The following is a 21,701-nucleotide window of genomic DNA, read 5'->3' on the forward strand; positions in this document are numbered from 1 at the left end:
ATTTTTGTTCTTTATTTGTTCTCATTATGGTAATGACAATCAGCACCAGACGGGGACAAGAAATGCCTGACCATGCCGAGAAATTCGAAGCCTTCAGAGCACTGCATTTCGGGGACCGGGCTTTCGTCATGCCGAACCCGTGGGATGCCGGCTCGGCGCGTATCCTCACCCATCTCGGGTTCAGCGCGCTGGTGACCACCAGCGCGGGATATGCCTTTTCCGTCGGCAAGCGGGATTCCTTTGCCGGATTGAGCCGGGAGGAAATCCTGGCCAACGCAGCAGCCATCATAGCGGCGACGGATCTGCCGGTTTCAGCCGATCTCGAGGACGGCTTCGGCGCCGATCCGGACTCCTGCGCGGAAACCATCAGGCTGGCGTCGGATATCGGACTGGTCGGCGGGTCGATCGAGGATGCGACCGGCAATCCGGAGGCGCCGATCTACGACATTCAGGAGGCAGTGGACCGGGTCCGGGCGGTGGCGGAGGCCGCCAAGGGACGATCGTTTCTCCTGACCGCACGGGCCGAGAATTACCTCTGGGGCAAGCCGAACCTGGCGGACACCATCGCCCGGCTGCAGGCCTTTTCGGAAGCCGGCGCCGACGTACTCTACGCGCCCGGCCTGCCCGATATCGAGGCCATCCGGACGGTCTGCCGCGCGGTCGACAAGCCGGTGAATGTGGTCATGGGTCTGAAGGGCCGGGCTTTTTCCGTCGCGGAGCTTTCGGATGCCGGTGTGCGGCGGATCAGCGTCGGCGGCTCCTTCGCCCGCGCCGCCCTCGGCGCCCTGAAGCGGGCGGCGGAGGAAGTCCTCACCGATGGAACCTTTACCTATGCGGAAGACGCCATGCCGGATGCGGAGGCTGCCAGCCTGATGTCACCGGAGAAGCGTCAGTCCGAACGGTAAAGGAGGCGGCCTCAGAAGTCCGGAAAGGCCTCGGAGAGCAGACCGCCCAGCCGTATCGGGGCGACACGGGTGGCGAGACCGGTCGCATCGTCGCTTTCGATCAGCAGGCCGGAAATGGTTGCCGGCCCATCGGCAGTTTCAAGCCGGGGCCGGGCCGACTTGGACAGGAAGCGCTCGATCGGCGCCTCTTTCTGCATGCCGATGACGCCTTCATAGGAGCCGCACATGCCGGCATCGGTCATATAGGCCGTGCCGCCCTCAAGGATCATGTGATCGGCCGTCGGGATATGGGTATGGGTGCCGACGATGGCGCTGATCCGGCCATCGAGGAAATGGCCGAGTGCGAGCTTTTCGGACGTCGCCTCGCCATGCATGTCGATGAAGATGAAATCGGCGCCGTAGCCGAGCGGGCATTCCTCGACAATGCGCTCGGCGGCGGTAAACGGATCGTCGCTGGTATCCATGAACAGCCGCAGAATGACATTGGCGACCAGCACGTGCCGCCCGTCCGCCGTCGGGAACAGGCCGCTGCCCTTGCCCGGCGTATCGGCGGGATAGTTGGCCGGACGCAGCAACCGGGACTCGGAATCGAAATAGGTCAGGATCTCACGCTTGTCGAACGCGTGGTTGCCGGTGGTGATGACATCCGCGCCGGCATCGAACAAAGCCTCGGCGATGTCCGGCGTGATGCCGAAGCCGCCGGCGGAATTCTCGCCATTGACGATGGCGAAATCGACCGCGAGCTGCTCGCGCAGATCTGCCAGGTGATTCTGCACCGCCTCGCGACCGGACCGGCCGACCACGTCGCCGAGAAACAGCACCCTCATGCGGAAATTCCTTCGAAGTCGGTGATGCCCGCCTCGGTCAGCAGGGCGTCAAGGCGCTCGTCCGTGATCTCGCGCGGCACCGCCGGGACCCGTTGCGCCTCATAGGCAAGGCCGACAGCCCGGACAGTTTTCACGCCACGCAACTGTTCCAGCGTACGGTCATAGAAACCGCCGCCATAGCCAAGCCGGAATCCGGCATCGTCGAATGCCAGCATGGGCACGAGCAGAAGGTCCGGCTCGAGTTCCGGCGCCCCGATATCCGGCACCAGGCCGCCAAGCCCTGCCTTCACCAGGGTCGCGCCCGGGCCCCAGAGACGGAATGTCAGCGGCGCGGCCTTGCGGTCCGCGACCGGCAGCACGACACGATGGCCGAGTGCGTGCAGGGCCAGCATCAGCGGGCGCGGATCGATTTCAGTGCGGAAGGGCCAATAGCCGGCAATGACAGCGGATGTGGCGGGCGGAGCGGCGGCGAGAAAGTGATCCCGGATCGCGGTCCCGGCAATGTCCTGCAATGCCGTGTGCGCGCTGCCGCGCTTTGCCTCGATCTCCCTGCGCAGGGCCGCTTTGTCGGCGGCGAGCATGTCATTGAGGGGCGCGGATGCAGGCACGTGCAGCTTTCATCTCGGAAGGAATGCGGACGGCGCCACCTCGACCGTTGGTCGTTGTAACCCTCTGTGGCCTGCAAAGCAGGTGGGCGCCGCGTAACGAGACCAGGGCCTCGACAGAGACAGCTCCCGAAGGATCGTTTATAGCCCCAGGGATTGTGTGACCTGACAAATCGCGCAGTCACCGTCCAGGGACATATCTAGGCGCGTTCCAGCTGGTCTGCAATGCTCTCGATCCGGCCGGCCATCGCATTCAGGGCCGAGACGATCTTTTCCTCGCCGTCACCGGGGGCCGATGCGCCGCCCTCCGAGGAGACTTCACGCTCGATCTCGCGCAGATCCACAAGCTCGTCCGCGATCAGCAGGGAAGCCATGACCAGCAGGCGGGTATCGCCGATCTGGCCGATCTGCTCGACCAGATCCTTCACATGGGAATCGACCATGGAAGCGAGGCTGGCGATGCGGCTTTCCTGGCCGTCTTCGCAGGCGATCCTGTAATTCTTGCTGTTGATGGTGATTTCGACCTGGGCCAATGAACTATCCTTCCAGCACGAATTTCAGGCGGCCGATGGTCTTGTCCAGCTTCTCGCTGACCTCGTCGGTGACCTTGGACAGTTCGGCATATTCCTTTTTCGCCGCATCGAGTTCCGCCTGCAGCTCGGCTGACCGGGAACTCAGTTCGACCGCATGGTGGGCGGCCGTATCCAGCCGCTCGATGGCGGCTTCCAGGCGGGCGGCGGCATCGTCGAGTCGGGACATCCAGTCCGATCCTTCCAACACTTTGATTTCGGGCGCTCTGCGCCCGGCCGCCGCAGCATACAAAGCCGGATAACACGGCGTCAACGCGTGCCGGATTCGGCCCCCTTGCCGAACCGGGGAAACCCGCATGAACTAGGGAGTTGACGCGCGCGAGGCGGGACGGCATTTTCACGGCGCCTTTAAGGGGCTGAGACGGTGTTCCTGCGCCCGCCCCGCTCATCAGTTGCGGCCTCCCGTCCGGCCCTGTTCCGGAGAAGGGCGCCGCCGAACCCGATTGACGCCCATGAACACGACATCTCCTGCTGAAAGCGACGGTACCGGAAGCGCCGTTTCGCCCGACATGCTCGCGAACGCGATCCGCGCGCTTTCGATGGATGCGGTGGAAAAGGCCAAGTCCGGCCATCCCGGCATGCCGATGGGCATGGCCGACGTGGCCACCGTGCTGTTTTCCGAGTTCCTGAATTACGACCCGAAGGCGCCGCACTGGCCGGACCGGGACCGGTTCATCCTGTCGACCGGCCACGGCTCGATGCTGATCTATGCGCTGCTGCATCTGACCGGCTACAAAGATGTCACGCTGGACGAGATCAAGAACTTCCGCCAGCTCGGCTCGAAGACACCGGGCCACCCGGAATACGGCCATACGACCGGCGTCGAGACCACCACCGGCCCGCTCGGCCAGGGTCTCGGCAACGCCGTCGGCATGGCGCTTGCCGAGCGCATGACCAATGCCCGCTTCGGCGACGAGCTGGTCGATCACTACACCTATTGCATCGTCGGCGACGGCTGCCTGATGGAAGGCATCAGCCACGAGGCCGCCTCCATGGCCGGCCACCTGAAGCTCGGCAAGCTGATCGTGCTGTTCGACGATAACGGCATCTCCATCGACGGCTCCACCGACCTGTCGGTCTCCGACGACCAGCTGATGCGCTTCGAGGCCTATGGCTGGGATACCAGCCGGGTCGACGGCCATGACGCCGAGGCGGTGTCCGCCGCCATCGAGGCCGCCCGGGGCGACGACCGCCCGTCCCTGATCGCCTGCCGCACCAGGATCGGCTACGGCGCGCCGACCAAGGAAGGCAAGTCCTCCTCCCACGGTGCCCCGCTCGGTGCCGAGGAAATCGCCGGTGCCCGGGAAAATCTCGGCTGGAGCGCCGGGCCGTTCGAGATCCCGGCCGACGTGCTGCAGGCCTGGCGTGCCATCGGCGCCGCCCGCGCCGACGCGCATATCGCCTGGACCCAGCGCTACGACACGGCCGATGCCGCAACCCGGAAGGCTTTCGACGCGGCTCTGTCCGGCAAACTGCCGGCCGGTGCCGAAACCGCCATCAAGGACCTGATCGCCAGACATGGCGAGGAGAAGCCGAAGCTGGCCACCCGCGTCGCCTCCCAGAAGACGCTGGAAGTGCTGCAGCCGGAGATCCCGGCTCTGGTCGGCGGCTCGGCCGACCTGACCGGCTCCAACAACACCAAGGTCGGCGGCCAGGATGCGGTCAGCGCCGACAATTACGGCGGCCATTACATCTATTACGGCGTGCGCGAGCATGCCATGGCCGCCGCCATGAACGGCATGGCCCTGCATGGCGGCCTGATCCCCTATGGCGGCACCTTCCTGGTCTTCACCGACTATTGCCGCCCGTCGATCCGGCTTTCCGCCCTGATGGGGCTGCGGGTGATCTATGTGATGACCCATGATTCCATCGGTCTTGGCGAGGACGGCCCGACCCACCAGCCGGTCGAGCACATGGCCGCGCTCCGGACCATCCCGAACCTGAACGTATTCCGACCGGCGGATGCGATCGAGACTGCGGAATGCTGGCTCGCCGCCCTGCAGGACGAAAATCGCCCGTCCATCCTCGCCCTGACCCGCCAGGGCCTGCCGACGGTGCGCAGCGGCGACACGTCCGAGAACCTGTCGGCCAAGGGCGGATATGTTCTTTCGGACGCGTCCGGCGCGCGCAAGGTGACGATCCTCGCCACCGGCTCCGAGATCGAGATCGCCATGCAGGCGCAGAAGGTTCTGGAAGCCGACGGCGTCGCCACCGCCGTGGTCTCCATGCCCTCCATCGAGCGCTTCACGGCGCAGGATGCGGCCTATCGCAAATCCGTGCTCGGCAGCGGCTCCGTCATGGTCGCGGTCGAGGCCGGCATCCGGCAGAGCTGGGACGGCCTGATCGGCCTCGACGGCATCTTCGTCGGCATGAGTTCTTTCGGCGCTTCCGCGCCATATGGCGACCTCTACACGCATTTCGGCATCACCAGCGATGCCATCGTGTCCGAGGTCAAAAAACGTCTGGGATAATCCCATCTGCGCCGCCCCACCGGGGCGGCGTTCTTGTTCGAGAGTAGAAATCTGGAGGAAATCTGATGAGCGTCAATGTTGCCATCAACGGGTTCGGGCGGATCGGCCGTCTGGTTCTGAGGGCACTCGCGGAAAGCGGACGGGACGACATCAAGGTCGTCGCCATCAACGATCTGGGTCCGGTGAAGACCAACGCGCATCTTCTGAAATGGGACAGCAACCACGGCCGCTTCCCGTTCGATGTCACCGTCGTCGATGACACCATCGATTACGGCAAGGGCCCGATCAAGGTGACCGCCGAGCGCGACCCTGCGAACCTGCCGCACAAGGAGCTCGGCGTCGATATCGTGCTGGAATGCACCGGTCTCTTCACCAAGCGCGAAGACGCGGCCAAGCACATCGCGGCCGGCGCCAAGCGCGTCATCATCTCCGCCCCGGGCACCGGTGTGGATCTCACCGTCGTCTACGGCGTGAACCACGACCAGATCACGGCCGAGCACACGGTGATCTCGAACGCGTCCTGCACCACCAACTGCCTTGCCCCGGTCGCCTATGTGCTGAACGAAGCCATCGGCATCGAGCGCGGCTACATGACCACGATCCATGCCTATACCGGCGACCAGCCGACGCTGGACACCATGCACAAGGATCTCTATCGCGGCCGCGCCGCAGCCAGCTCGATGATCCCGACCACCACCGGCGCCGCCAAGGCCGTCGGCCTGGTGCTGCCGGAACTGGCGGGCAAGCTGGACGGCACCTCTGTCCGCGTGCCGATGGCCAATGTCAGCCTGGTCGACCTGAAGTTCGTGCCGAAGCGCGACACGTCGGTCGAGGAAGTCAACGCCGCCATCGTCAAGGCAGCGGGCGGCAAGCTGAAGGGCATCCTCGGCACCAATGACGAGCCGCTGGTCTCCATCGACTTCAACCACAACCCGAACAGCTCCACCTTCGATCTGAGCCAGACCCAGGTGGTCGAGGGCAAGCTGGTCCGCGTGATGAGCTGGTACGACAATGAATGGGGCTTCTCCAACCGCATGCTGGACACCACCGCAGCGGTTGCGGCGACCCTCTAGAAACTTGAGAGAGAAGGACCGAAGGCGATGAAAATCACCCAACGCGTCAAGCGTATCCTCGACAATTACGAAAGCGATTGTCCGGGCACGAAAGCCAACCTCGCCCGCATCCTGATGCAGGGCAAGCTCGGCGGCACCGGCAAGCTCGTCATCCTGCCGGTCGACCAGGGCTTCGAGCACGGCCCGGCCCGCAGCTTCGCGCCGAACCCGGATGCCTATGATCCGCACTACCATTTCAAGCTGGCGATCGATGCCGGCCTGTCCGCCTATGCCGCTCCGCTCGGCATGATCGAGGCCGGTGCCGACAGTTTCGCGGGCCAGATCCCGACGATCATGAAGGTGAACAGCTCCAACAGCCTCGCCCGCGACAAGGACGGACCGAGCCAGGCCATCACCGGCTCCGTGCAGGAAGCCGTGCGTCTCGGTTGCTCCGCCATCGGCTTCACCATCTATCCGGGCTCCGACAATGCCTTCGAGATGATGGGGCAGATCCGGGAAATGGCGGAAGAAGCCAAGGCATACGGCCTCGCGGTCGTGGTCTGGTCCTATCCGCGCGGCGGCGATCTCACCAAGAAGGGCGAAACGGCGGTCGATATCTGCGCCTATGCCGCCCACATGGCCGCCCTGCTCGGCGCCCACATCATCAAGGTGAAGCCGCCGACCGAGCATCTTGAGCTGGACGCCGCCAAGAAGTCCTACGAAGCCAACAAGATCGCCATCGGCACCATGGCCGAGCGCATCGAACATGTTGTGCAGTCCTGCTTCAACGGCCGCCGCATCGTCGTCTTCTCCGGCGGCGAAGCGAAGGATCTGGACGGTCTCTACAACGAGATCCGCGGTCTGCGCGATGGCGGGGCCAACGGCTCCATCATCGGCCGCAACACCTTCCAGCGTCCGCGCGAGGAAGCCATGGCGATGCTGAACACCATCATCGACATCTACAAGGGCAAGGCGTAAACCTCGCCCCATACCGCTTAGACGCGGCGCCCGCTCGTAAGGGCGGGCGCCGTTTTCACATCCAGAGGCAAAAACGATGTCCGCCAAGTCCGAGCCGAGCTGCGAGCTGTACCTGATCACCCCGCCGAAGATCGAGATCGATGCCTTTGCGGAAGACCTCGCCGCCGCCCTTGATGCCGGACCGGTCGCCTGCCTGCAGCTCCGTCTGAAGGAAGTCTCCGACGACGAGATCAAGCGGGCCGCCGAAGCCCTGCTGCCGGTCTGCCACGAGCGCGGCGTGCCCTTGTTGATGAACGACCGCCCGGATCTCGCCCTGCTGACGGGCTGCGACGGCGTGCATATCGGCCAGCAGGACACGCCCTATGCGGAAGCCCGCCGGATCCTCGGCGACGAGGCCATGATCGGCGTGACCTGCCACAACTCCCTGCATCTGGCCATGGAAGCGGCGGAAGCCCTGGCCGACTATGTCGCCTTCGGCGCCTTCTATCCGACCGAGACCAAGGAGATCCTGCACCACGCAGAGATCGAGACCCTGGAAAGCTGGGCCGGTTCCACCACCGTGCCCTGCGTCGCCATCGGCGGCATCACCCTCGAAAACGCGCAGCCGCTGATCAATGCCGGCGCGGATTTCCTCGCCGTGATTACGGCGGTGTGGAAGCATCCGGAGGGACCGGCGGCGGCGGTGAAGGCGTTTGAGGAGCTGATGGCTCCTGCGTCAGCTTAACCGCTCGATCTCGCCATAAAGCTGTCAGGCTCTTAACTTCAGCAGCAAGATGGAGAGCCGCTTTAGCTCTCCACACCGCATGTCTCCCAAGCCGTGCGGGAGGGACACAGCCGCTCACGAAGCCGCCTTGTCGATAACCTCTTCCGCCCACTGGTTCAAACTCTTGCCAGCCAGTTCCGCAGCCAGCGCGGCCTTGCGATGCGTCTCGGGATCGACCCGGAACATCATCTTGCCGGAATAGGCTTTCTGCGGCTCCTTGCCGACCCTGGCGCAGGTCTCGAGGTAGTCATCGACCGCCTCCTCGAAAGCCGCCCTCAGACCCTCGACAGTCTCCGCATGAAAGCCGACACCGTCCCGAATGCCCGCGATCCGGCCGACGAGGATGCCGTCCTCGTCGTCATAGTCGATCCGCGCGGCGTATCCTTTGTAGCGCATCATGTTCTTCACGGAGTCACTCCAATACGTCCATAAAGCGCCGCGCCGCCCGCACCTGATAGCGCTTGGCTTCTTTCGCCGGATGCGGCCGGTGAAACGTCTCGATCTCACCATCCTTCTCGAACCGGACCCTGGAGCCGCGCCCCTCGATGAGGCGGGCCCCGGCGGCGACAAGAAGCGCTTCGATCGCCGACCATTCCAAAGTTCCCGGCACGGGTTCCGAGAAAACGAGCCCGAGGTTTTTCCGGTGCCGGTTATTCATATCTCAATATAAAGCGATAGCACTTTATGCAAGCATCTGCGACGCATGCAATTTCTGCAGGACCGCCACCAATAGACTTCCCCCGCGCAACCTGATAAAAGCGCGCCGCACCTGACCCAGTGTGCGTCCGCGCGGATTCGCGCGACGCCGGACACCGCGACAGCTCGACGGACAGAGATATGAAAATCAACGGTAACGCCATCCGCATCGGTAATGTCATCGAACACAAGGACCGCCTGTGGGTCGCCATGAAGACCCAGGCCGTGAAACCCGGCAAGGGCGGCGCCTTCAACCAGGTCGAGCTGAAGGACATCCGGTCCGGCACCAAGCTGAACGAGCGCTTCCGCGCCGACGAGCAGGTCGAGCGCGTGCGTCTGGAGCAGCGGTCGGCCCAGTTCCTGTTCGCCGAGGACGCGCTGCTGACCTTCATGGACAACGAGACCTACGAGCAGACCCAGATCTCGCGGGATCTGCTCGGCGACAATGTGGTCTTCCTGCAGGACGGCATGGAAGTGCAGATCGAGAGCCACGAGGGCGAGCCGCTTTCCGTGCAGATGCCGGAAACCGTCGTGCTCGAGATCGTCGAGGCCGACGCCGTGGTGAAGGGGCAGACCGCCTCCTCGTCCTACAAGCCGGCGATGCTGGAAAACGGCGTGAAGATCCTGGTGCCGCCGCATATCGAAAGCGGCACCCGCGTCGTCGTGCGGACCGAAGACAGCACCTATGTCGAACGCGCCAAAGACTGAGGCCGACATTTAACCAAGGCTGGATGCCGGGATAGCCCGCATCGCCCCGACCCTGTTTGAACTGGAGAGACCATGGCGACCCGTTCGCCCGCAATCAACGTGATGGTGAAGGCCGCCATGAAGGCGACCCGCCAGCTGCTGCACGATTTCAACGAGGTCGAGCAGCTCCAGGTCTCGAAAAAGGGCCCGGCCGATTTCGTCTCGAACGCCGATACCGCGGCGGAAAACACCATTGTCGACACGCTGAAATATGCCCGGCGCGACTACGGTTTCCTGCTCGAGGAAGGCAAGGAGATCGAGAGCAAGGACGAGCTGAAGCGGCGCTGGATCATCGATCCGCTGGACGGCACCACGAATTTCCTGCACGGCATCCCGCATTTCGCGATTTCCATCGCCCTCGAGGAAGAAGGCGAGATCGTCTCCGCCGTGATCTACGAGCCGACCCGGGACGAGCTGTTCTGGGCGGAAAAGGGCAAGGGCGCGTACCTGAACGACCGCCGCCTGCGTGTTTCGGCGCGCCGAAACCTCGAGGACAGCGTTTTCGCCACCGGCATTCCGACCCTGCGCGGCACCGATCACGAATCCTATCTGAAGCAGCTCGAAGCGGTGATGACCCGCTGCTCCTCCGTACGCCGCCTCGGCGCCGCCGCGCTCGACCTCGCCTATGTGGCGGCCGGGCGCTATGACGGCTATTGGGAACGCGGCCTCAGCCCGTGGGATATTGCAGCGGGCCTGCTGATCGTGAAGGAAGCGGGCGGCTATTGCACCGATTACCGGAACCGCGACAAGGCTCTGGAATCCGGCGAGGTCGTTGCCGCCAACGACCAGGTTCACGGCAGACTTCTGAAAGTTTTGCGGGACGCGACGAAGGCCTGAGTCCGATTGTTGCGCTCGACCGGGCGAAACCGGGCCGATAATTGCACCCCGAAGCCGAAACTCGGTGATTTGTTTTTCGTCGCATAAGGATATGATTCTAACAATTTTTAATATTATTTTATTCACCTTTTGTTTACGCAATTCCGCCCTGTTCGCTGTGTCGTGATTCGCAGGCGCATGGTCGCCCGCGCAAAATCGGGAGATATGAATTGCATAGGTTTTCCATCGCGCAGCGCGTTCTGCTTATCAGCGTAGTCGCTCTCATCGGCTTTATCGTAATCGGCTCCGTTATCCTCTGGGGCCAATCCGTGCGCACCACGGGCGCGGAACGCCAGAAGGCTGAACTGAGCCGACTGGAACGGGCACAGGCGGTCTCCGAACTCTTCCTGCTGGCGCGCCGGAGCGAGAAGGATTTCCTGCTGCGGCTCGACCCTAAATATATCGACCGACATGCGAAGATCTCGACGGAGGTCAAAACCATCCTCGCCAGCCTCAAAGGCGAGGTGAATGAGACCAACGCCGCGATTCTCGAGGGCGTCGAGAAGACCTACGATGCGTACCAAGCCCAATTCGTGGAGGTCAGCGCCAACTGGCAGCAAATCGGTTTCGACGAGAAATCGGGGTTCCGGGGGGCGCTGCGTGGCGCCGTGCACGAGGCGGAAACCCTGATCAAGGAGAACGCGAGCGACGACCTCATGGTCAAGCTGCTGATGATGCGCCGGCACGAGAAAGACTTCATTATTCGTCAGGATCCGAAATACATCGGGCGGCTGTCGGACCGGATTGCGGAATTCACCGAAATCCTCGGAACCAAGTCGCAAATCGACGCCGCGATCAAGACCGAGATCCAGGCCAAACTCGAGGCCTACAAGACGCGGTTCGGAAATCTCGCGGAAATGACGCTGACGGTCGGCCAACAGACCAAGAATCTTTCGGCACTCTACGCCGAGGCTTCGCCGCTGCTCGAGGAACTGCACGCGAATATCAGCAGCCAATACGCCGCCTTAACCGCGGACGTAGCCGCGACCGATGAGCAGGCGCTCATCCTCACGGAGATCTTTATCGTGATCATCGGCGGCGCTGTCTTTGCCATCGGCCTGATCGTCGGCCGCTCCATCAGCCGGCCCATCGGGAACCTGTCCGCCCAGATGCACCGGCTGGCGGAGGGCGACAAGTCCATCGAGGTGCCCGTGCGGGGCAAGGACGAGATCGCCGAAATGGCGCGGGCCGTGCAGGTCTTCAAGGACAACATGATCCGGAACGATGAGATGCAGGCCGAATCCGATGCGCGCCAGGAGCGGGAGCGGAAGCGCGCCAGCGACGTCGACGCGCTGACATCCTCGTTCGACGGCGATGTCGGGGAATTGCTCAACGCCCTGTCAGCTGCGGCCGCCACGCTGCAGAGCACTTCGGCGGAAATGACCGAGACGGCATCGGATTCCGGCAACCGCGCAACCGCCGTTGCCAGCGCCACGGAAGAGACCACCGCGAATGTCCAGACCGTCGCTACCGCGACCACGGAGCTGTCTGCCTCAATCGCCGAAATCTCCTCGCAGGTGGCCAATGCGACGGCCGTGGCCACCGATGCGGCGCGGCAGGCAGACGACACCTCCACCGTGATCGACGAGCTGAACGAGGCCACAGGCCGGATCGGCGAGATCGTCACCCTGATCCGCGAGATCGCGGAGCAAACCAACCTGCTGGCGCTGAATGCGACGATCGAATCCGCCCGCGCCGGCGAGGCCGGGAAGGGCTTCGCGGTGGTCGCCTCGGAAGTGAAGAATCTTGCCGGACAGACCGGAAAGGCCACGGAGGACATCGCGGCCCAGATCGGCGCCATCCAGGAACGCACCTCGGGCGCGGTTGACGCCATCCGCTCCATCGTCGCCAAGGTCGGGGAAATGGAGAACATCACCGGCTCCATCGCCGCTGCTGTCGAGGAACAGAATGCGGCCACCCAGGACATCTCCCGGAACATCGAGGATGTCGCCACCGCGGCGCAGGATGTCAGCCAGAATGTCGGTTTCGTCGGCGAGGCTTCGCGAAACACCAGCCGAATGGCCGGCGATGTGCTCGGTGCCTCGTCCGAGATGAACGAGAAATCCTCGAGTCTCGGTCAGCGCATCAAGGATTTCCTGCAATCGGTCCGGGCCGCCTGACCGGCCAGGGGGCAATGCGGGCGGTTCGCAGGATAGGCGGTTGTCGCGAAAAGGCCTGTTGCGATAAGGTCATCGGTGAAATTAACCCTCTACCCGAGGACGCACTGACATGGCCGGATCAACTTCCCGGGGCAATTGCCCGGTGTTTCTTCTCCTCGCGGGCCTGATCGGGCTGTCGGCCACACCGGCATCCGGTCAGGACACAATCTATATCGGCGGCTCCGGCGGGTCGGTCGAAGTCAATCTCGATGTGCTCGACCAGCTCGGCGCGCCGCCGACCGTTGCCGGCATGCTGCGGGCCGATATCCGTCGCGGCACGGCGCTCGCAGATGCGCCTCTGCCCCTGCCGGGTGAAACACGCGCTGTTGTGTCCCGCGGCGCCCCGATGCCGCCGCCGACGCGGCCGACCATCAGCAGGACCAGCCGCTCGCTGGCCTCCGGACCGATTACCCAGCCACGTACCAGTGCCCCCCGGCAGCCGGCATTGCCGTCCGCGCGCAGCACGGCCGGGACCCCGGCTCCGGCAATCGTGACCCCGAGCGTGCCTGCCCCGGCCCGGGTCGCCGCACCGATCCCGAACGCACCGGCAGCGGCCAGGAGCGCGGCGCCGATCGTTGCGCCGGCCGCGAAGGTCATGATTCCCGCCCCGGCCCCCAAGGCGCCGGAGACGAAAACCAGAATCCCGGATATCGAGATCCCCAACGCCCCCAAGGCAGCCACCCGCACGAAAGCCGTCGTCCCCCCGCCACCACCGGCGATCACGGCGCCGGCCGTTGCAGCGCCGGCCGCCAAGGCACCGGAGCCGGCGAAACGGGTTGCTGCCGCCGCGCCGGCCCCAAAAGCCGCCGCACCGGCGCCAAAGGCTTCCGCCGGAAGCGCCATCAGCATCGCCTTCGGCACCGACGCAAAATCCCTGCCGGCGAACGCCGAGGGCACGCTGGATGACGTGGCGCAGAAAATGAAGGCGGACACGGCGATGCGGGTCCAGCTGCTGGCCTATGCCAGTGCCGGGGAACGCTCCGAAGCCAAGGCCCGTCGGCTGTCCCTCTCCCGCGCTCTGGAAGTGCGCTCCTACCTGATCGGCAAGGGCGTCGCCAGCACCCGGATGGATGTGCGCGCCCTCGGCAACCAGGCCCCGGACGGGGCACCTGACCGTGTCGATCTGACCCTGATCAGCCGCTGACCGGAACCATGACGGACAGGATGCCGAGGAGAAATGCCGGCGGCCGGAAATTGGCCGTATTTCTCGTTCATACGACCGGACAGGCAGCCGGGACATAAAGCTCAAACGGCCAAGCCAGGCCAAAATCACGGGATCGATCAGGTGACCAAACCCACGCGTTTTCTTGTCCGGATGGCGATCTTCCTTGCGCTTGTCACTGTGGTCGCCGTGCTTCTGGTCGGCGCGCTGCTGGATGCCTTCATGGCGAATGCCGCGCTCAACGGCATGATCCTGGCCACCCTGGCCATCGGCGTGCTCTATGTCGTCCGCCAGGTCATGTCGCTCGGCCCGGAGGTCGCCTGGATCGAGTCCTACCGGTCCGGCCAGCCCGGCCTCTCCATGCAGCAGGCCCCGGCCCTGCTGGCCCCGGTCGCAACCATGCTGGGCGAGCGCCGGGACGACCGGGTCAGCCTGTCCGCCATATCCCTGCGCTCGCTGCTCGACAGCATCGATTCCCGGCTCGCGGAAAGCCGCGACATCTCCCGCTACATCGTCGGCCTGCTGATCTTCCTCGGCCTGCTCGGCACATTCTGGGGCCTGTTGCAGACGGTCGGCGCCGTCGGCACCGTGATCGGCAGCCTGAGCATCGAAAGCGGCGATATCGGCAGCGTCTTCGGTGACCTGAAGAACGGCCTCGAATCACCGCTGAACGGCATGGCGACCGCCTTCAGCTCGTCCCTTTTCGGGCTCGCCGGCTCGCTCGTCCTCGGCTTCATGGAGCTGCAGCTCGGACAGGCCCAGAACCGGTTCTACAACGACCTCGAGGAATGGCTCTCCGGCCTGACCCGGCTCAGCTCCGGCGGCGGCGTGCTGGCGGACGGGGAACATTCCGCCAGCGCCTACCAGACCGCGCTCTGGGAACAGACGGCGGACTCTCTCGACAAGCTGCAGCGGGTCATCCTGCGCAGCGAGGACGACCGGCGCCAGGCCAATACCAACCTGATGAGCCTGAACGAGAAGCTCGGCACCCTGGTCGACCAGATGCGCAGCGACCAGGACCTGATGCGGAAGATCGGCGAGGCCCAGCTGGAAATCCGGCCGGTGCTGGCCAGGATCGCCGAGAGCCAGACCAGCGGCCGGGACGAGCTGATGCGCAGCCATCTGCGCAATATCGAGGCCTATATCGCCCGCCTGGTCGAGGACAGTGCCGAGGGCCGGAACCGGACCGTGGAGGAAATCCGCCAGGAAATCCGCCTGGTCGCCCGGACCATCGCCGCGCTCGCCGAAGAAGAGCGCTAGGGGAGCCGCGGCCATGTCCGCCCGCAGCCGCGCCTCGATGCGCGAAACCAACATCTGGCCGGGATTCGTCGACGCGCTCGCCACGCTGCTGATGGTCATCATCTTCGTGCTGATGGTGTTCATCGTCTCGCAATTCTACCTGACCCAGGCCCTGTCCGGCCGGGACGAGGCCCTGCACCGGCTCGAGGCGCAGATCTCGGAGCTGTCCGAGCTGCTCAACCTGGAACGGGAAACCAACACCGAGCTCCGGCTCAATGTCGCCCAGCTCTCCACCGAGCTGCAGGCCTCCATCGCCAGCCGCGACGCGCTGAGCCAGCAGGTCACCCAGCTGGCCGCGCAGAGCGAGCGGCTGGAGGACCGGCTGGCCGAGGCCGTGCGCGACAAGGCCGCGATGACGCAGCGCCTGACCGAGCTGGAGAACGGCCGGGCCGGCCTGAATGAACGGCTGACCGAGGTGCTGAGCGAGCGCGACGCCCTGATGGCCAAGCTGCGCTCGGTCGAGACCGACATGGCCCTTGCCAGGGCGGAACGGGACGAGGTCACTGCCGGTCTCGAGGATGCCTTCAGGGTGATCGCCGCGGACCGGGAGACCATCAAGGCGCAGCTCAAGGACCTGGAAAGCCTGCGCCGCGATCTGGTCGCCCTGAAACAGGCCCGCCAGGACCTGGAATCGGAGGTCGCGGATCTGGCCGCCCAGAAGCTGGCCCTGCAGAAGACCCTGAGCCAGAGCGAAGAGCAGCGCGCGGCGGCCGAGCTGAGCGCCGAGGAGCGCAAGCAGCGAATCGACGCCCTGGTCGCCGAGATGAGCCAGGTCCGGGACCGCAGCAAGGAGCTGACCGCCGAGCTCAACGAAAGCCAGGAACGCACCCTGCTGCAGCAGAAGGAGATCGCCGAGCGCGACGTCCGGCTGTCGGAGCTGACCGCCAATTTCAACGAGACCGCCGCGGCCCTCGGCGCGGAAAAGGAACTGTCCGCCAAGGCCCAGGACGCCGTCGCCCTGCTGAACCGGCAGATGCTGGCGCTGCGTCAGCAGCTGCTCGCCCTGCAGGAGGCGATGGACGCGCTCGAGGCGAAGAACAAGGAACAGAAGGTCGAGATCGTCGATCTGGGTGCCAAGCTGAACCGGGCACTTGCGACCAAGGTGCAGGAACTGGCCCGCTTCCGCTCGGAATTCTTCGGCCGCCTGCGCGAGGTTCTGAGCGACCGGCAGAATATTCGCATCGTCGGCGACCGGTTCGTCTTCCAGTCCGAGGTGCTGTTCGACAGCGGCTCGGACCAGATCGGCCCGGCGGGCGAAATCCAGCTCCGCCAGTTCGCCGACGAGCTGAAGGACATCGCCGCGAAGATCCCGACAGGCATCGACTGGATCCTGCAGGTCGAGGGTCACACGGACCCGGTACCGATCTTCAACGAGCGCTTCAAGAACAACTGGGACCTCTCCGCCGCCCGCGCGATTTCAGTCGTGCAGACGCTGATCTCGGAAGGCATCCCGGCCGGCAAGCTCTCCGCCACAGGCTATGGCGAGTTCCAGCCGATCGACGAGCGCAAGGACGAGATCGGCAACCGCCGGAACCGCCGCATCGAGATGAAGCTGACCCAGCGGTAAAATGCTCATTTCACCGCTGGGTCATCCCGGCCAAAGAGCCGGGATCTTTGCGATCACAGAACCACGCCCGCCATCCATGGATCCCGACCTCCGTCGGGATGACGGAGTAGGCTGGATGTAGATTGAAGTTTATGGCTGCTTGTGATTCGTCATCACAATCACCGTCATCCCGACGCAGGTCGGGATCCACGGCTCCGTCTTCGCCGCGCTCCTGACGCCGCTGCTCTAGAACAGATGCTCATAGAGATCCCGCCACTCCGGATTGGCCTTCTGGATCAGCCTGATCTTCCAGGCCCTCCTCCATTCCTTTAGCTGCCGTTCCCTCTGGATTGCGCCCTCCATCCGGTCGTGCAGCTCGAGAAACACCAGCCGCGTCACACCATGTCGGGAGGTGAATCCGGGAACGGAGCCAATCCTGTGTTGTGCGATGCGACGCGTCAGATCGGACGTCACACCGATATAAAGCGTGCCGTTCCGTTTGCTGGCGAGGATATAGACGCACGGCTGCATGGCTCGCTCATGGGCAGAAGAGAGCCATTTTCTGGATTGAGCGCGCCATCCATGGAAAGCCCCCCCTATTCCGCCGAGATCGCCATCCCCGCTGCCGCCGAATCCGCGAATTGCAGCTCGGCCAGGTGGCGGTAGAGCGGGCTGCTTTCCAGCAGCTCGGCATGCTTGCCCTCGGCAATCAGGCGGCCGTCTTCCAGCACCAGGATCCGGTCCGCCTTCAGCACCGTGGCCAGGCGGTGGGCGATCACCAGCGTGGTGCGGCCCGGCATGATCGCTTCCAGCGCCTTCTGCACGGCCCGCTCGCTTTCCGCGTCGAGCGCGCTGGTCGCCTCGTCGAGCAGCAGGATGACCGGATCGCGCAGGACGGCGCGGGCAATGGCGATGCGCTGGCGCTGGCCGCCGGAGAGGCGGACGCCCTTCTCCCCGAGATGGGTGGTGAAGCCGTCGGGCAGGGCGTCGATAAAGCCCCAGGCATTCGCGACCTCGGCAGCGGCGATGACCTCGGCGTCCGACGCATCCGGGCGGCCGTAGCGGATATTCTCCATCGCATTGTCGGAAAAGATCACCGGTTCCTGCGGCACCAGGCCGATCAGCGAGCGGAAGGCGCGCGGGTCGGCTGCCGTCAGATCGACGCCGTCGATCCGGATATGCCCCGCCTGCGGGTCGTAGAACCGCAGCAGCAGCTGGAAGATGGTCGACTTGCCGGCGCCGGAAGGGCCGACGATAGCAACCCGCTCGCCGGGCTTCACCGACGCGGTGAAGCCGGACAGGGACGGGATGTCGGGACGGGCCGGATAGCAGAAATCGACATCCTCGAAGCTGACCAGTCCTTTCGCCGGATCGGTCAGCGGCACCGGATTGGTCGGCGCGGAGACCTCGCTCTCCGCCTGCAGGAGCCCCATCAGGCGTTCCATGGCGCCCGCAGCCCGCTGCAGGTCGCCAAGGACCTCAGAGAGGGCTCCCGTGGAGCCTGCGACTACCGCTGCATAGAAGACGAAGGCGGAAAGCTCGCCGGCGCTGATCCGGCCGGCCAGAACGTCCCGGCCGCCGATCCAAAGAATCACGGCGATGGAGCCGAAGACCAGCGAGATGACGATGGCGGTCAGGGCCGCACGGGCCCGGATCCGGCCGAGGGCGGCACTCAGCGCGTCCTCGACCCGGGCGCCGAACCGTTCCCGGTCCACCGGCTCGTGGGCGAAGGCCTGCACGGCGCGGATGCCGTACAGGGTTTCCTCCGCATAGGAGCCGAGATCGGCCACCCGGTCCTGGGTGTCGCGGGACAGCCGCCGCACCTTGCGGCCGAGCACGATGATCGGAACCACCACGATGGGCACGACCAGCAGGACAAAGCCGGACAGCTTGGCGCTGGTGATCAGCAGCATGACCAGCGCGCCGCAGAACAGCAGCATGTTGCGCAGGGCGATGGAGACGGAGGAGCCGACCACGGTCTGCACCAGGGTGGTGTCGGTGGCGATGCGGGACAGCAGCTCGCCGGTCCGCGTGGTCTCGAAAAAGCCGGGGCTGAGGGAGATCACGTGGTTGAACACCGCCTTGCGGATATCCGCCACCACCCGCTCGCCGATCCAGGAGACCAGGAAGAAGCGGGCATAGCTCGACCCTGCCAGCAGCACGACCACGCCGATCAGGACGATTACCGCCCGGTCCAGCAAAGCCGGATCGCCGGCCGAGAAGCCCTTGTCGACCAGCAAACGCAGCCCGTTGCCCATGGCCAGCACGGTGACTGCGGCAACAATCAGCGCCACCGCCGCGCCGGCAACCTGGAGCCGATAGGGCCGGACGAACGGCAGCAGGGCCCGCAGGGGGCCGAGTTTGCGCCGGCTATTCTGTTCGCTCATATCGGATTCCCGTAAGAACAGGTCCCTTCGCCCTTGCGTTCGGTCCCTGTCTCCTCTATATCGTCGCGCTCTTATTCACGGATTGATACCCGCGCCCATGAACGCTCGGGGGCAGGAGTACGAAAAATGAAGACCGATATCCATCCCGAATATCACGCGATCACTGTCGTGATGACCGATGGCACCGAATACCAGACCCAGTCGACCTGGGGCAAAGAGGGCGACGTGCTTCGGCTCGAAGTCGACCCGTTGACCCATCCGGCATGGACCGGCCAGCACCGGATCCTCGACAGCGGCGGCCAGGTTGCGCGCTTCAACAAGCGTTTCGCCAATCTCGGCATCTAAGACCATTTGCCGCAGGCTTCGGCCGGCGGAAACTGAAACGGGCGTCCTTCGGGGCGCCCGTTTTCATTTCTGCATATTTCCCTCTTGAATCCGATTTTACGCCTTCCCAAATTCTTGTCAGGCGCCGTTGCCAGCTTCGGGACGGTGCTTCTGGAACGCCACCCGGCCTGCGATCAGGCGGGTGACAGATTGACGACCATGTTGCTTGGAAAGGATATGGACCCAATGCGTACGATCGATTTTTCCCCGATGTTCCGTAACTCCATCGGCTTTGACCGGATGGCGCAGCTGGCCGACTCGGCGCTCCGCGCCCCGGCCACCAACAGCCAGCCGACCTACCCGCCCTACAATATCGAGAAGGTGGGCGAGGACGATTACCGCATCACCATGGCGGTTGCCGGCTTTGCCGAGCAGGATATCGACGTTACGGTGAACCAGAACTCGCTTCTCATCACCGGCAAGGTCGAAAAGGCCGAAGACGGCAGTGACAGGGAGTTCCTGTATCGCGGCATCGCGGAGCGCACCTTCGAGCGCCGCTTCGAGCTCGCCGATTTCATCAAGGTGACTGGCGCAGCTCTTGAGAATGGCCTGCTCCACGTCTCCCTAGTGCGTGAAATCCCGGAAGAGGCGAAGCCCCGCAAGATCGAGGTGCGGCCGTCCGTGAAGGCCATCGAAGGCAAGAAAGCGGCTTAACCTCCACCGCTTTCAATCACGCCACGTGACAGACACCCGGGCCCGCACGCCCGGGTGTCTATCTATTGGCGCCTGATACCTCCCCATGGTCGCCGGCCAGCCCGGCGGCAACGTCATGGATCCTGCCCGTGATGGATTTCATCCGGGCGGCCATCCGGCGGTCCCGGCGCCTGATCAGCCAGATATCCCGCCATACCGCATGCGGAAGCATGGCAATCGAGAGCCTTTCCCTTTCAGGGAAGGAATCAACTCCGCTCCGCGGCAAAACCGTGAAGCCGAAGCCGTGCGCCATGGGCGCGGGGATCTGACCGATCTGGTTCACGAACGAGCGCAGACGAAGCTGATCCGCACCATTGAACGCGTCGGGAAAATTCGCCGAGAGCAGGGCATCCGCATATGCATATCCGTCCGGATGCGCGATGAAGCCGAGCCTGTCCAACTGACTGAAGGCAATCTCCCCGGCCGCGAATTCTTTCGGGAGGACGAGACACAACTCCTCGCTCCCGATCCGTTCAGCGACAAGGCGCACATGCTCGGGCGGGCGGGTGACGACGCCAAGATCGAATCTGCCCTCCACGACCTCTTCCACAATGCGCGGTTCCGGCATCGCTTCCAGCCGGACGGCCAGACCCGGCGCCTTCTCCATCAGGGGAAAGAAGGACGGGAAGAGAAGCGTGGCAAAGCTGCCGGAACAGGCGACAAGAACGTTGCCGACCTCGGGGTCATCAATCCAGATGCTGTCGCGCAGGATCTTCTCTTCCTCGCGCCGCCGCTGCCCGACGGCCAGCACGGACTCTCCCGCTGCCGTAAGACTGAAACTCTTGCCGACCTGCGAAATCAGAGGTCGGCCTATCTGTTCCTCAAGCTTGCGCAGATGTTGGGAGACGCCCGGCTGGGTCATGCCCAACAGCTCTGCGGCCCGGGTGAAGTGACGGGTTTCGGCCAGAAGGACGAATGTGTGGAGCCAGCGTGAGTTCAGCATGATAATTACATTATGTTATTAAATATAATTCTAATCATTATTTAATGTTCTTCACCAGCATGTCCATATCCATGCCACCCCTAACGGAAGGACATCATCATGCTCCCAACACCCCGCTCGTTTTCGCATATCGGATTATCGGTCCCCGACATTGAAGCAGCCGTTGCGTTCTACGCCGAAACCCTCGGCTTCTATGTCATCATGGAGCCGACCGAGATCGTCGAGGATTCCACCGACATCGGGCAGATGTGCACCGATGTATTTGGCCCGGGCTGGAAACGCTTGCGTATTGCGCATCTCGCGACGGCCGACCGGGTCGGGATCGAGCTCTTCGAATTTGAGGGCAACGACGCCCCCGAGGACAATCTCGACTTCAGGCGCCACGGCACCTTTCATTTCGCGATCCAGGATCCCGATCTGGAAGGCCTGCTCGCCCGTATTGTCGCCGCCGGCGGCAAACAGCGCATGCCTGTCCGCGAGTATTTTCCCAACGATAAGCCGTACCGGATGGTCTATGTGGAGGATCCCTTCGGGATCGTTTTCGAGATCTACAGCCATAGCTATGAGCTGACTTATTCGGCCGGTGCCTATACCCAGCCCGGCCGCTGATCGCCCTCG

23 protein-coding genes and 1 other RNA gene are annotated in these 21,701 nt (G+C 64.1%); 14 read left to right on the forward strand and 10 right to left on the reverse strand.

The window, feature by feature from the left end:
* Positions 1–62 precede the first annotated feature (62 nt).
* Complete coding sequence (locus RH950_RS03320) at positions 63–905, forward strand: isocitrate lyase/PEP mutase family protein (protein WP_350053681.1); 843 nt, start codon at positions 63–65, stop codon at positions 903–905.
* 11 nt (positions 906–916) lie between these two features.
* On the opposite strand, the gene RH950_RS03325 is transcribed toward RH950_RS03320, so the two are convergent.
* The 5 genes from RH950_RS03325 to RH950_RS03340 form a co-directional block, all read right to left on the reverse strand.
* A complete protein-coding gene (locus RH950_RS03325; protein ID WP_350053683.1) occupies positions 917–1,732 on the reverse strand; it encodes a TIGR00282 family metallophosphoesterase in 816 nt (271 codons plus the stop codon).
* On the reverse strand, positions 1,729–2,340 hold the full coding sequence (locus RH950_RS03330) for a 5-formyltetrahydrofolate cyclo-ligase (RefSeq protein ID WP_350053685.1): 612 nt from the start codon (positions 2,338–2,340) through the stop codon (positions 1,729–1,731). The genes RH950_RS03325 and RH950_RS03330 overlap by 4 nt, the downstream gene beginning before the upstream one ends.
* 29 nt (positions 2,341–2,369) lie before the next feature.
* A non-coding RNA gene (gene ssrS / locus RH950_RS20995) (6S RNA) lies at positions 2,370–2,524 on the reverse strand.
* Positions 2,525–2,537: 13 nt separating this feature from the next.
* The gene (locus RH950_RS03335) at positions 2,538–2,870 is read right to left on the reverse strand and encodes a cell division protein ZapA (RefSeq protein ID WP_350053687.1); all 333 of its coding nucleotides are present in this window, start codon (positions 2,868–2,870) and stop codon (positions 2,538–2,540) included.
* Positions 2,871–2,874: 4 nt separating this feature from the next.
* Positions 2,875–3,096 carry a hypothetical protein gene (locus tag RH950_RS03340; protein WP_350053689.1) on the reverse strand — a complete coding sequence of 74 codons (222 nt, stop codon included), beginning with the start codon at positions 3,094–3,096 and terminating at the stop codon, positions 2,875–2,877.
* A gap of 283 nt (positions 3,097–3,379) precedes the next feature.
* Between RH950_RS03340 and tkt the strand changes: the two genes are divergently transcribed.
* From tkt to thiE, 4 genes are all read left to right on the forward strand, one after another.
* Positions 3,380–5,398: a transketolase gene (gene tkt, locus RH950_RS03345; protein ID WP_350053691.1), complete on the forward strand. Its 2,019-nt coding sequence runs from the start codon at positions 3,380–3,382 to the stop codon at positions 5,396–5,398.
* 65 nt (positions 5,399–5,463) lie between these two features.
* A complete protein-coding gene (gene gap, locus RH950_RS03350) occupies positions 5,464–6,471 on the forward strand; it encodes a type I glyceraldehyde-3-phosphate dehydrogenase (protein ID WP_350053693.1) in 1,008 nt (335 codons plus the stop codon).
* A 27-nt stretch (positions 6,472–6,498) separates the two neighbouring features.
* A complete protein-coding gene (locus RH950_RS03355) occupies positions 6,499–7,428 on the forward strand; it encodes a class I fructose-bisphosphate aldolase (protein ID WP_350053695.1) in 930 nt (309 codons plus the stop codon).
* Between the two features lie 76 nt (positions 7,429–7,504).
* Positions 7,505–8,152 (forward strand): thiamine phosphate synthase, encoded by a 648-nt coding sequence (thiE, locus tag RH950_RS03360; RefSeq protein WP_350053697.1) that lies wholly within the window; start codon positions 7,505–7,507, stop codon positions 8,150–8,152.
* 114 nt (positions 8,153–8,266) lie between these two features.
* Here the strand turns inward: thiE and RH950_RS03365 are convergent, their stop codons facing one another.
* Positions 8,267–8,590: a type II toxin-antitoxin system HicB family antitoxin gene (locus RH950_RS03365; protein ID WP_350054244.1), complete on the reverse strand. Its 324-nt coding sequence runs from the start codon at positions 8,588–8,590 to the stop codon at positions 8,267–8,269.
* 13 nt (positions 8,591–8,603) lie between these two features.
* Positions 8,604–8,801, reverse strand: coding sequence for a type II toxin-antitoxin system HicA family toxin (locus tag RH950_RS03370; protein ID WP_350053699.1), 198 nt, complete (start codon positions 8,799–8,801; stop codon positions 8,604–8,606).
* A gap of 227 nt (positions 8,802–9,028) precedes the next feature.
* On the opposite strand from RH950_RS03370, the gene efp reads away from it, so the two are divergent.
* The 6 genes from efp (at position 9,029) to RH950_RS03400 (ending at position 16,697) form a co-directional block, all read left to right on the forward strand.
* Entirely contained in the window at positions 9,029–9,595 is a 567-nt protein-coding gene (gene efp / locus RH950_RS03375; protein ID WP_350053701.1) for an elongation factor P, read from the forward strand.
* A gap of 72 nt (positions 9,596–9,667) precedes the next feature.
* On the forward strand, positions 9,668–10,471 hold the full coding sequence (locus RH950_RS03380) for an inositol monophosphatase family protein (protein ID WP_350053703.1): 804 nt from the start codon (positions 9,668–9,670) through the stop codon (positions 10,469–10,471).
* Positions 10,472–10,680: 209 nt separating this feature from the next.
* Positions 10,681–12,630: a methyl-accepting chemotaxis protein gene (locus RH950_RS03385; RefSeq protein WP_350053705.1), complete on the forward strand. Its 1,950-nt coding sequence runs from the start codon at positions 10,681–10,683 to the stop codon at positions 12,628–12,630.
* Positions 12,631–12,739: 109 nt separating this feature from the next.
* Positions 12,740–13,813, forward strand: a complete 1,074-nt coding sequence (locus RH950_RS03390) for an OmpA family protein (RefSeq protein WP_350053707.1) — start codon at positions 12,740–12,742, stop codon at positions 13,811–13,813.
* Positions 13,814–13,954: 141 nt separating this feature from the next.
* Positions 13,955–15,091: a flagellar motor protein MotA gene (locus tag RH950_RS03395; RefSeq protein ID WP_350053709.1), complete on the forward strand. Its 1,137-nt coding sequence runs from the start codon at positions 13,955–13,957 to the stop codon at positions 15,089–15,091.
* Positions 15,092–15,104: 13 nt separating this feature from the next.
* Positions 15,105–16,697 carry an OmpA family protein gene (locus RH950_RS03400; protein ID WP_350053711.1) on the forward strand — a complete coding sequence of 531 codons (1,593 nt, stop codon included), beginning with the start codon at positions 15,105–15,107 and terminating at the stop codon, positions 16,695–16,697.
* Between the two features lie 225 nt (positions 16,698–16,922).
* On the opposite strand, the gene RH950_RS03405 is transcribed toward RH950_RS03400, so the two are convergent.
* Together RH950_RS03405 and RH950_RS03410 are read right to left on the reverse strand one after the other, a co-directional pair.
* Complete coding sequence (locus RH950_RS03405) at positions 16,923–17,207, reverse strand: GIY-YIG nuclease family protein (RefSeq protein WP_350053713.1); 285 nt, start codon at positions 17,205–17,207, stop codon at positions 16,923–16,925.
* A 65-nt stretch (positions 17,208–17,272) separates the two neighbouring features.
* Complete coding sequence (locus RH950_RS03410) at positions 17,273–19,063, reverse strand: ABC transporter transmembrane domain-containing protein (protein ID WP_350053715.1); 1,791 nt, start codon at positions 19,061–19,063, stop codon at positions 17,273–17,275.
* Positions 19,064–19,189: 126 nt separating this feature from the next.
* Here RH950_RS03410 and rpmE point away from each other — a divergent pair, with 126 nt between their 5' ends.
* Both rpmE and RH950_RS03420 read left to right on the forward strand, forming a co-directional pair.
* Complete coding sequence (gene rpmE, locus RH950_RS03415; RefSeq protein ID WP_350053717.1) at positions 19,190–19,408, forward strand: 50S ribosomal protein L31; 219 nt, start codon at positions 19,190–19,192, stop codon at positions 19,406–19,408.
* A gap of 225 nt (positions 19,409–19,633) precedes the next feature.
* Positions 19,634–20,101 (forward strand): Hsp20 family protein, encoded by a 468-nt coding sequence (locus RH950_RS03420; protein ID WP_350053719.1) that lies wholly within the window; start codon positions 19,634–19,636, stop codon positions 20,099–20,101.
* A 58-nt stretch (positions 20,102–20,159) separates the two neighbouring features.
* On the opposite strand, the gene RH950_RS03425 is transcribed toward RH950_RS03420, so the two are convergent.
* Positions 20,160–21,083 carry a LysR family transcriptional regulator gene (locus tag RH950_RS03425; RefSeq protein ID WP_350053721.1) on the reverse strand — a complete coding sequence of 308 codons (924 nt, stop codon included), beginning with the start codon at positions 21,081–21,083 and terminating at the stop codon, positions 20,160–20,162.
* Between the two features lie 99 nt (positions 21,084–21,182).
* Here RH950_RS03425 and RH950_RS03430 point away from each other — a divergent pair, with 99 nt between their 5' ends.
* Complete coding sequence (locus RH950_RS03430; RefSeq protein ID WP_350053723.1) at positions 21,183–21,692, forward strand: lactoylglutathione lyase family protein; 510 nt, start codon at positions 21,183–21,185, stop codon at positions 21,690–21,692.
* Positions 21,693–21,701: the final 9 nt, after the last annotated feature.

Source organism: Nisaea sp. (assembly GCF_040217065.1).
Taxonomy (GTDB): Bacteria; Pseudomonadota; Alphaproteobacteria; order Thalassobaculales; family Thalassobaculaceae; genus Nisaea.

Coding starts and splice junctions, on each gene's coding strand:
- RH950_RS03320 (WP_350053681.1), top strand. CDS start 63: ATGCCTGACCATGCCGAGAAATTCGAAGCCTTCAGAGCACTGCATTTC.
- RH950_RS03325 (WP_350053683.1), bottom strand. CDS start 1,732: ATGAGGGTGCTGTTTCTCGGCGACGTGGTCGGCCGGTCCGGTCGCGAG.
- RH950_RS03340 (WP_350053689.1), bottom strand. CDS start 3,096: ATGTCCCGACTCGACGATGCCGCCGCCCGCCTGGAAGCCGCCATCGAG.
- tkt (WP_350053691.1), top strand. CDS start 3,380: ATGAACACGACATCTCCTGCTGAAAGCGACGGTACCGGAAGCGCCGTT.
- gap (WP_350053693.1), top strand. CDS start 5,464: ATGAGCGTCAATGTTGCCATCAACGGGTTCGGGCGGATCGGCCGTCTG.
- RH950_RS03355 (WP_350053695.1), top strand. CDS start 6,499: ATGAAAATCACCCAACGCGTCAAGCGTATCCTCGACAATTACGAAAGC.
- thiE (WP_350053697.1), top strand. CDS start 7,505: ATGTCCGCCAAGTCCGAGCCGAGCTGCGAGCTGTACCTGATCACCCCG.
- RH950_RS03365 (WP_350054244.1), bottom strand. CDS start 8,590: ATGATGCGCTACAAAGGATACGCCGCGCGGATCGACTATGACGACGAG.
- efp (WP_350053701.1), top strand. CDS start 9,029: ATGAAAATCAACGGTAACGCCATCCGCATCGGTAATGTCATCGAACAC.
- RH950_RS03380 (WP_350053703.1), top strand. CDS start 9,668: ATGGCGACCCGTTCGCCCGCAATCAACGTGATGGTGAAGGCCGCCATG.
- RH950_RS03390 (WP_350053707.1), top strand. CDS start 12,740: ATGGCCGGATCAACTTCCCGGGGCAATTGCCCGGTGTTTCTTCTCCTC.
- RH950_RS03400 (WP_350053711.1), top strand. CDS start 15,105: ATGTCCGCCCGCAGCCGCGCCTCGATGCGCGAAACCAACATCTGGCCG.
- RH950_RS03405 (WP_350053713.1), bottom strand. CDS start 17,207: ATGCAGCCGTGCGTCTATATCCTCGCCAGCAAACGGAACGGCACGCTT.
- RH950_RS03410 (WP_350053715.1), bottom strand. CDS start 19,063: ATGAGCGAACAGAATAGCCGGCGCAAACTCGGCCCCCTGCGGGCCCTG.
- rpmE (WP_350053717.1), top strand. CDS start 19,190: ATGAAGACCGATATCCATCCCGAATATCACGCGATCACTGTCGTGATG.
- RH950_RS03420 (WP_350053719.1), top strand. CDS start 19,634: ATGCGTACGATCGATTTTTCCCCGATGTTCCGTAACTCCATCGGCTTT.
- RH950_RS03425 (WP_350053721.1), bottom strand. CDS start 21,083: ATGCTGAACTCACGCTGGCTCCACACATTCGTCCTTCTGGCCGAAACC.
- RH950_RS03430 (WP_350053723.1), top strand. CDS start 21,183: ATGCTCCCAACACCCCGCTCGTTTTCGCATATCGGATTATCGGTCCCC.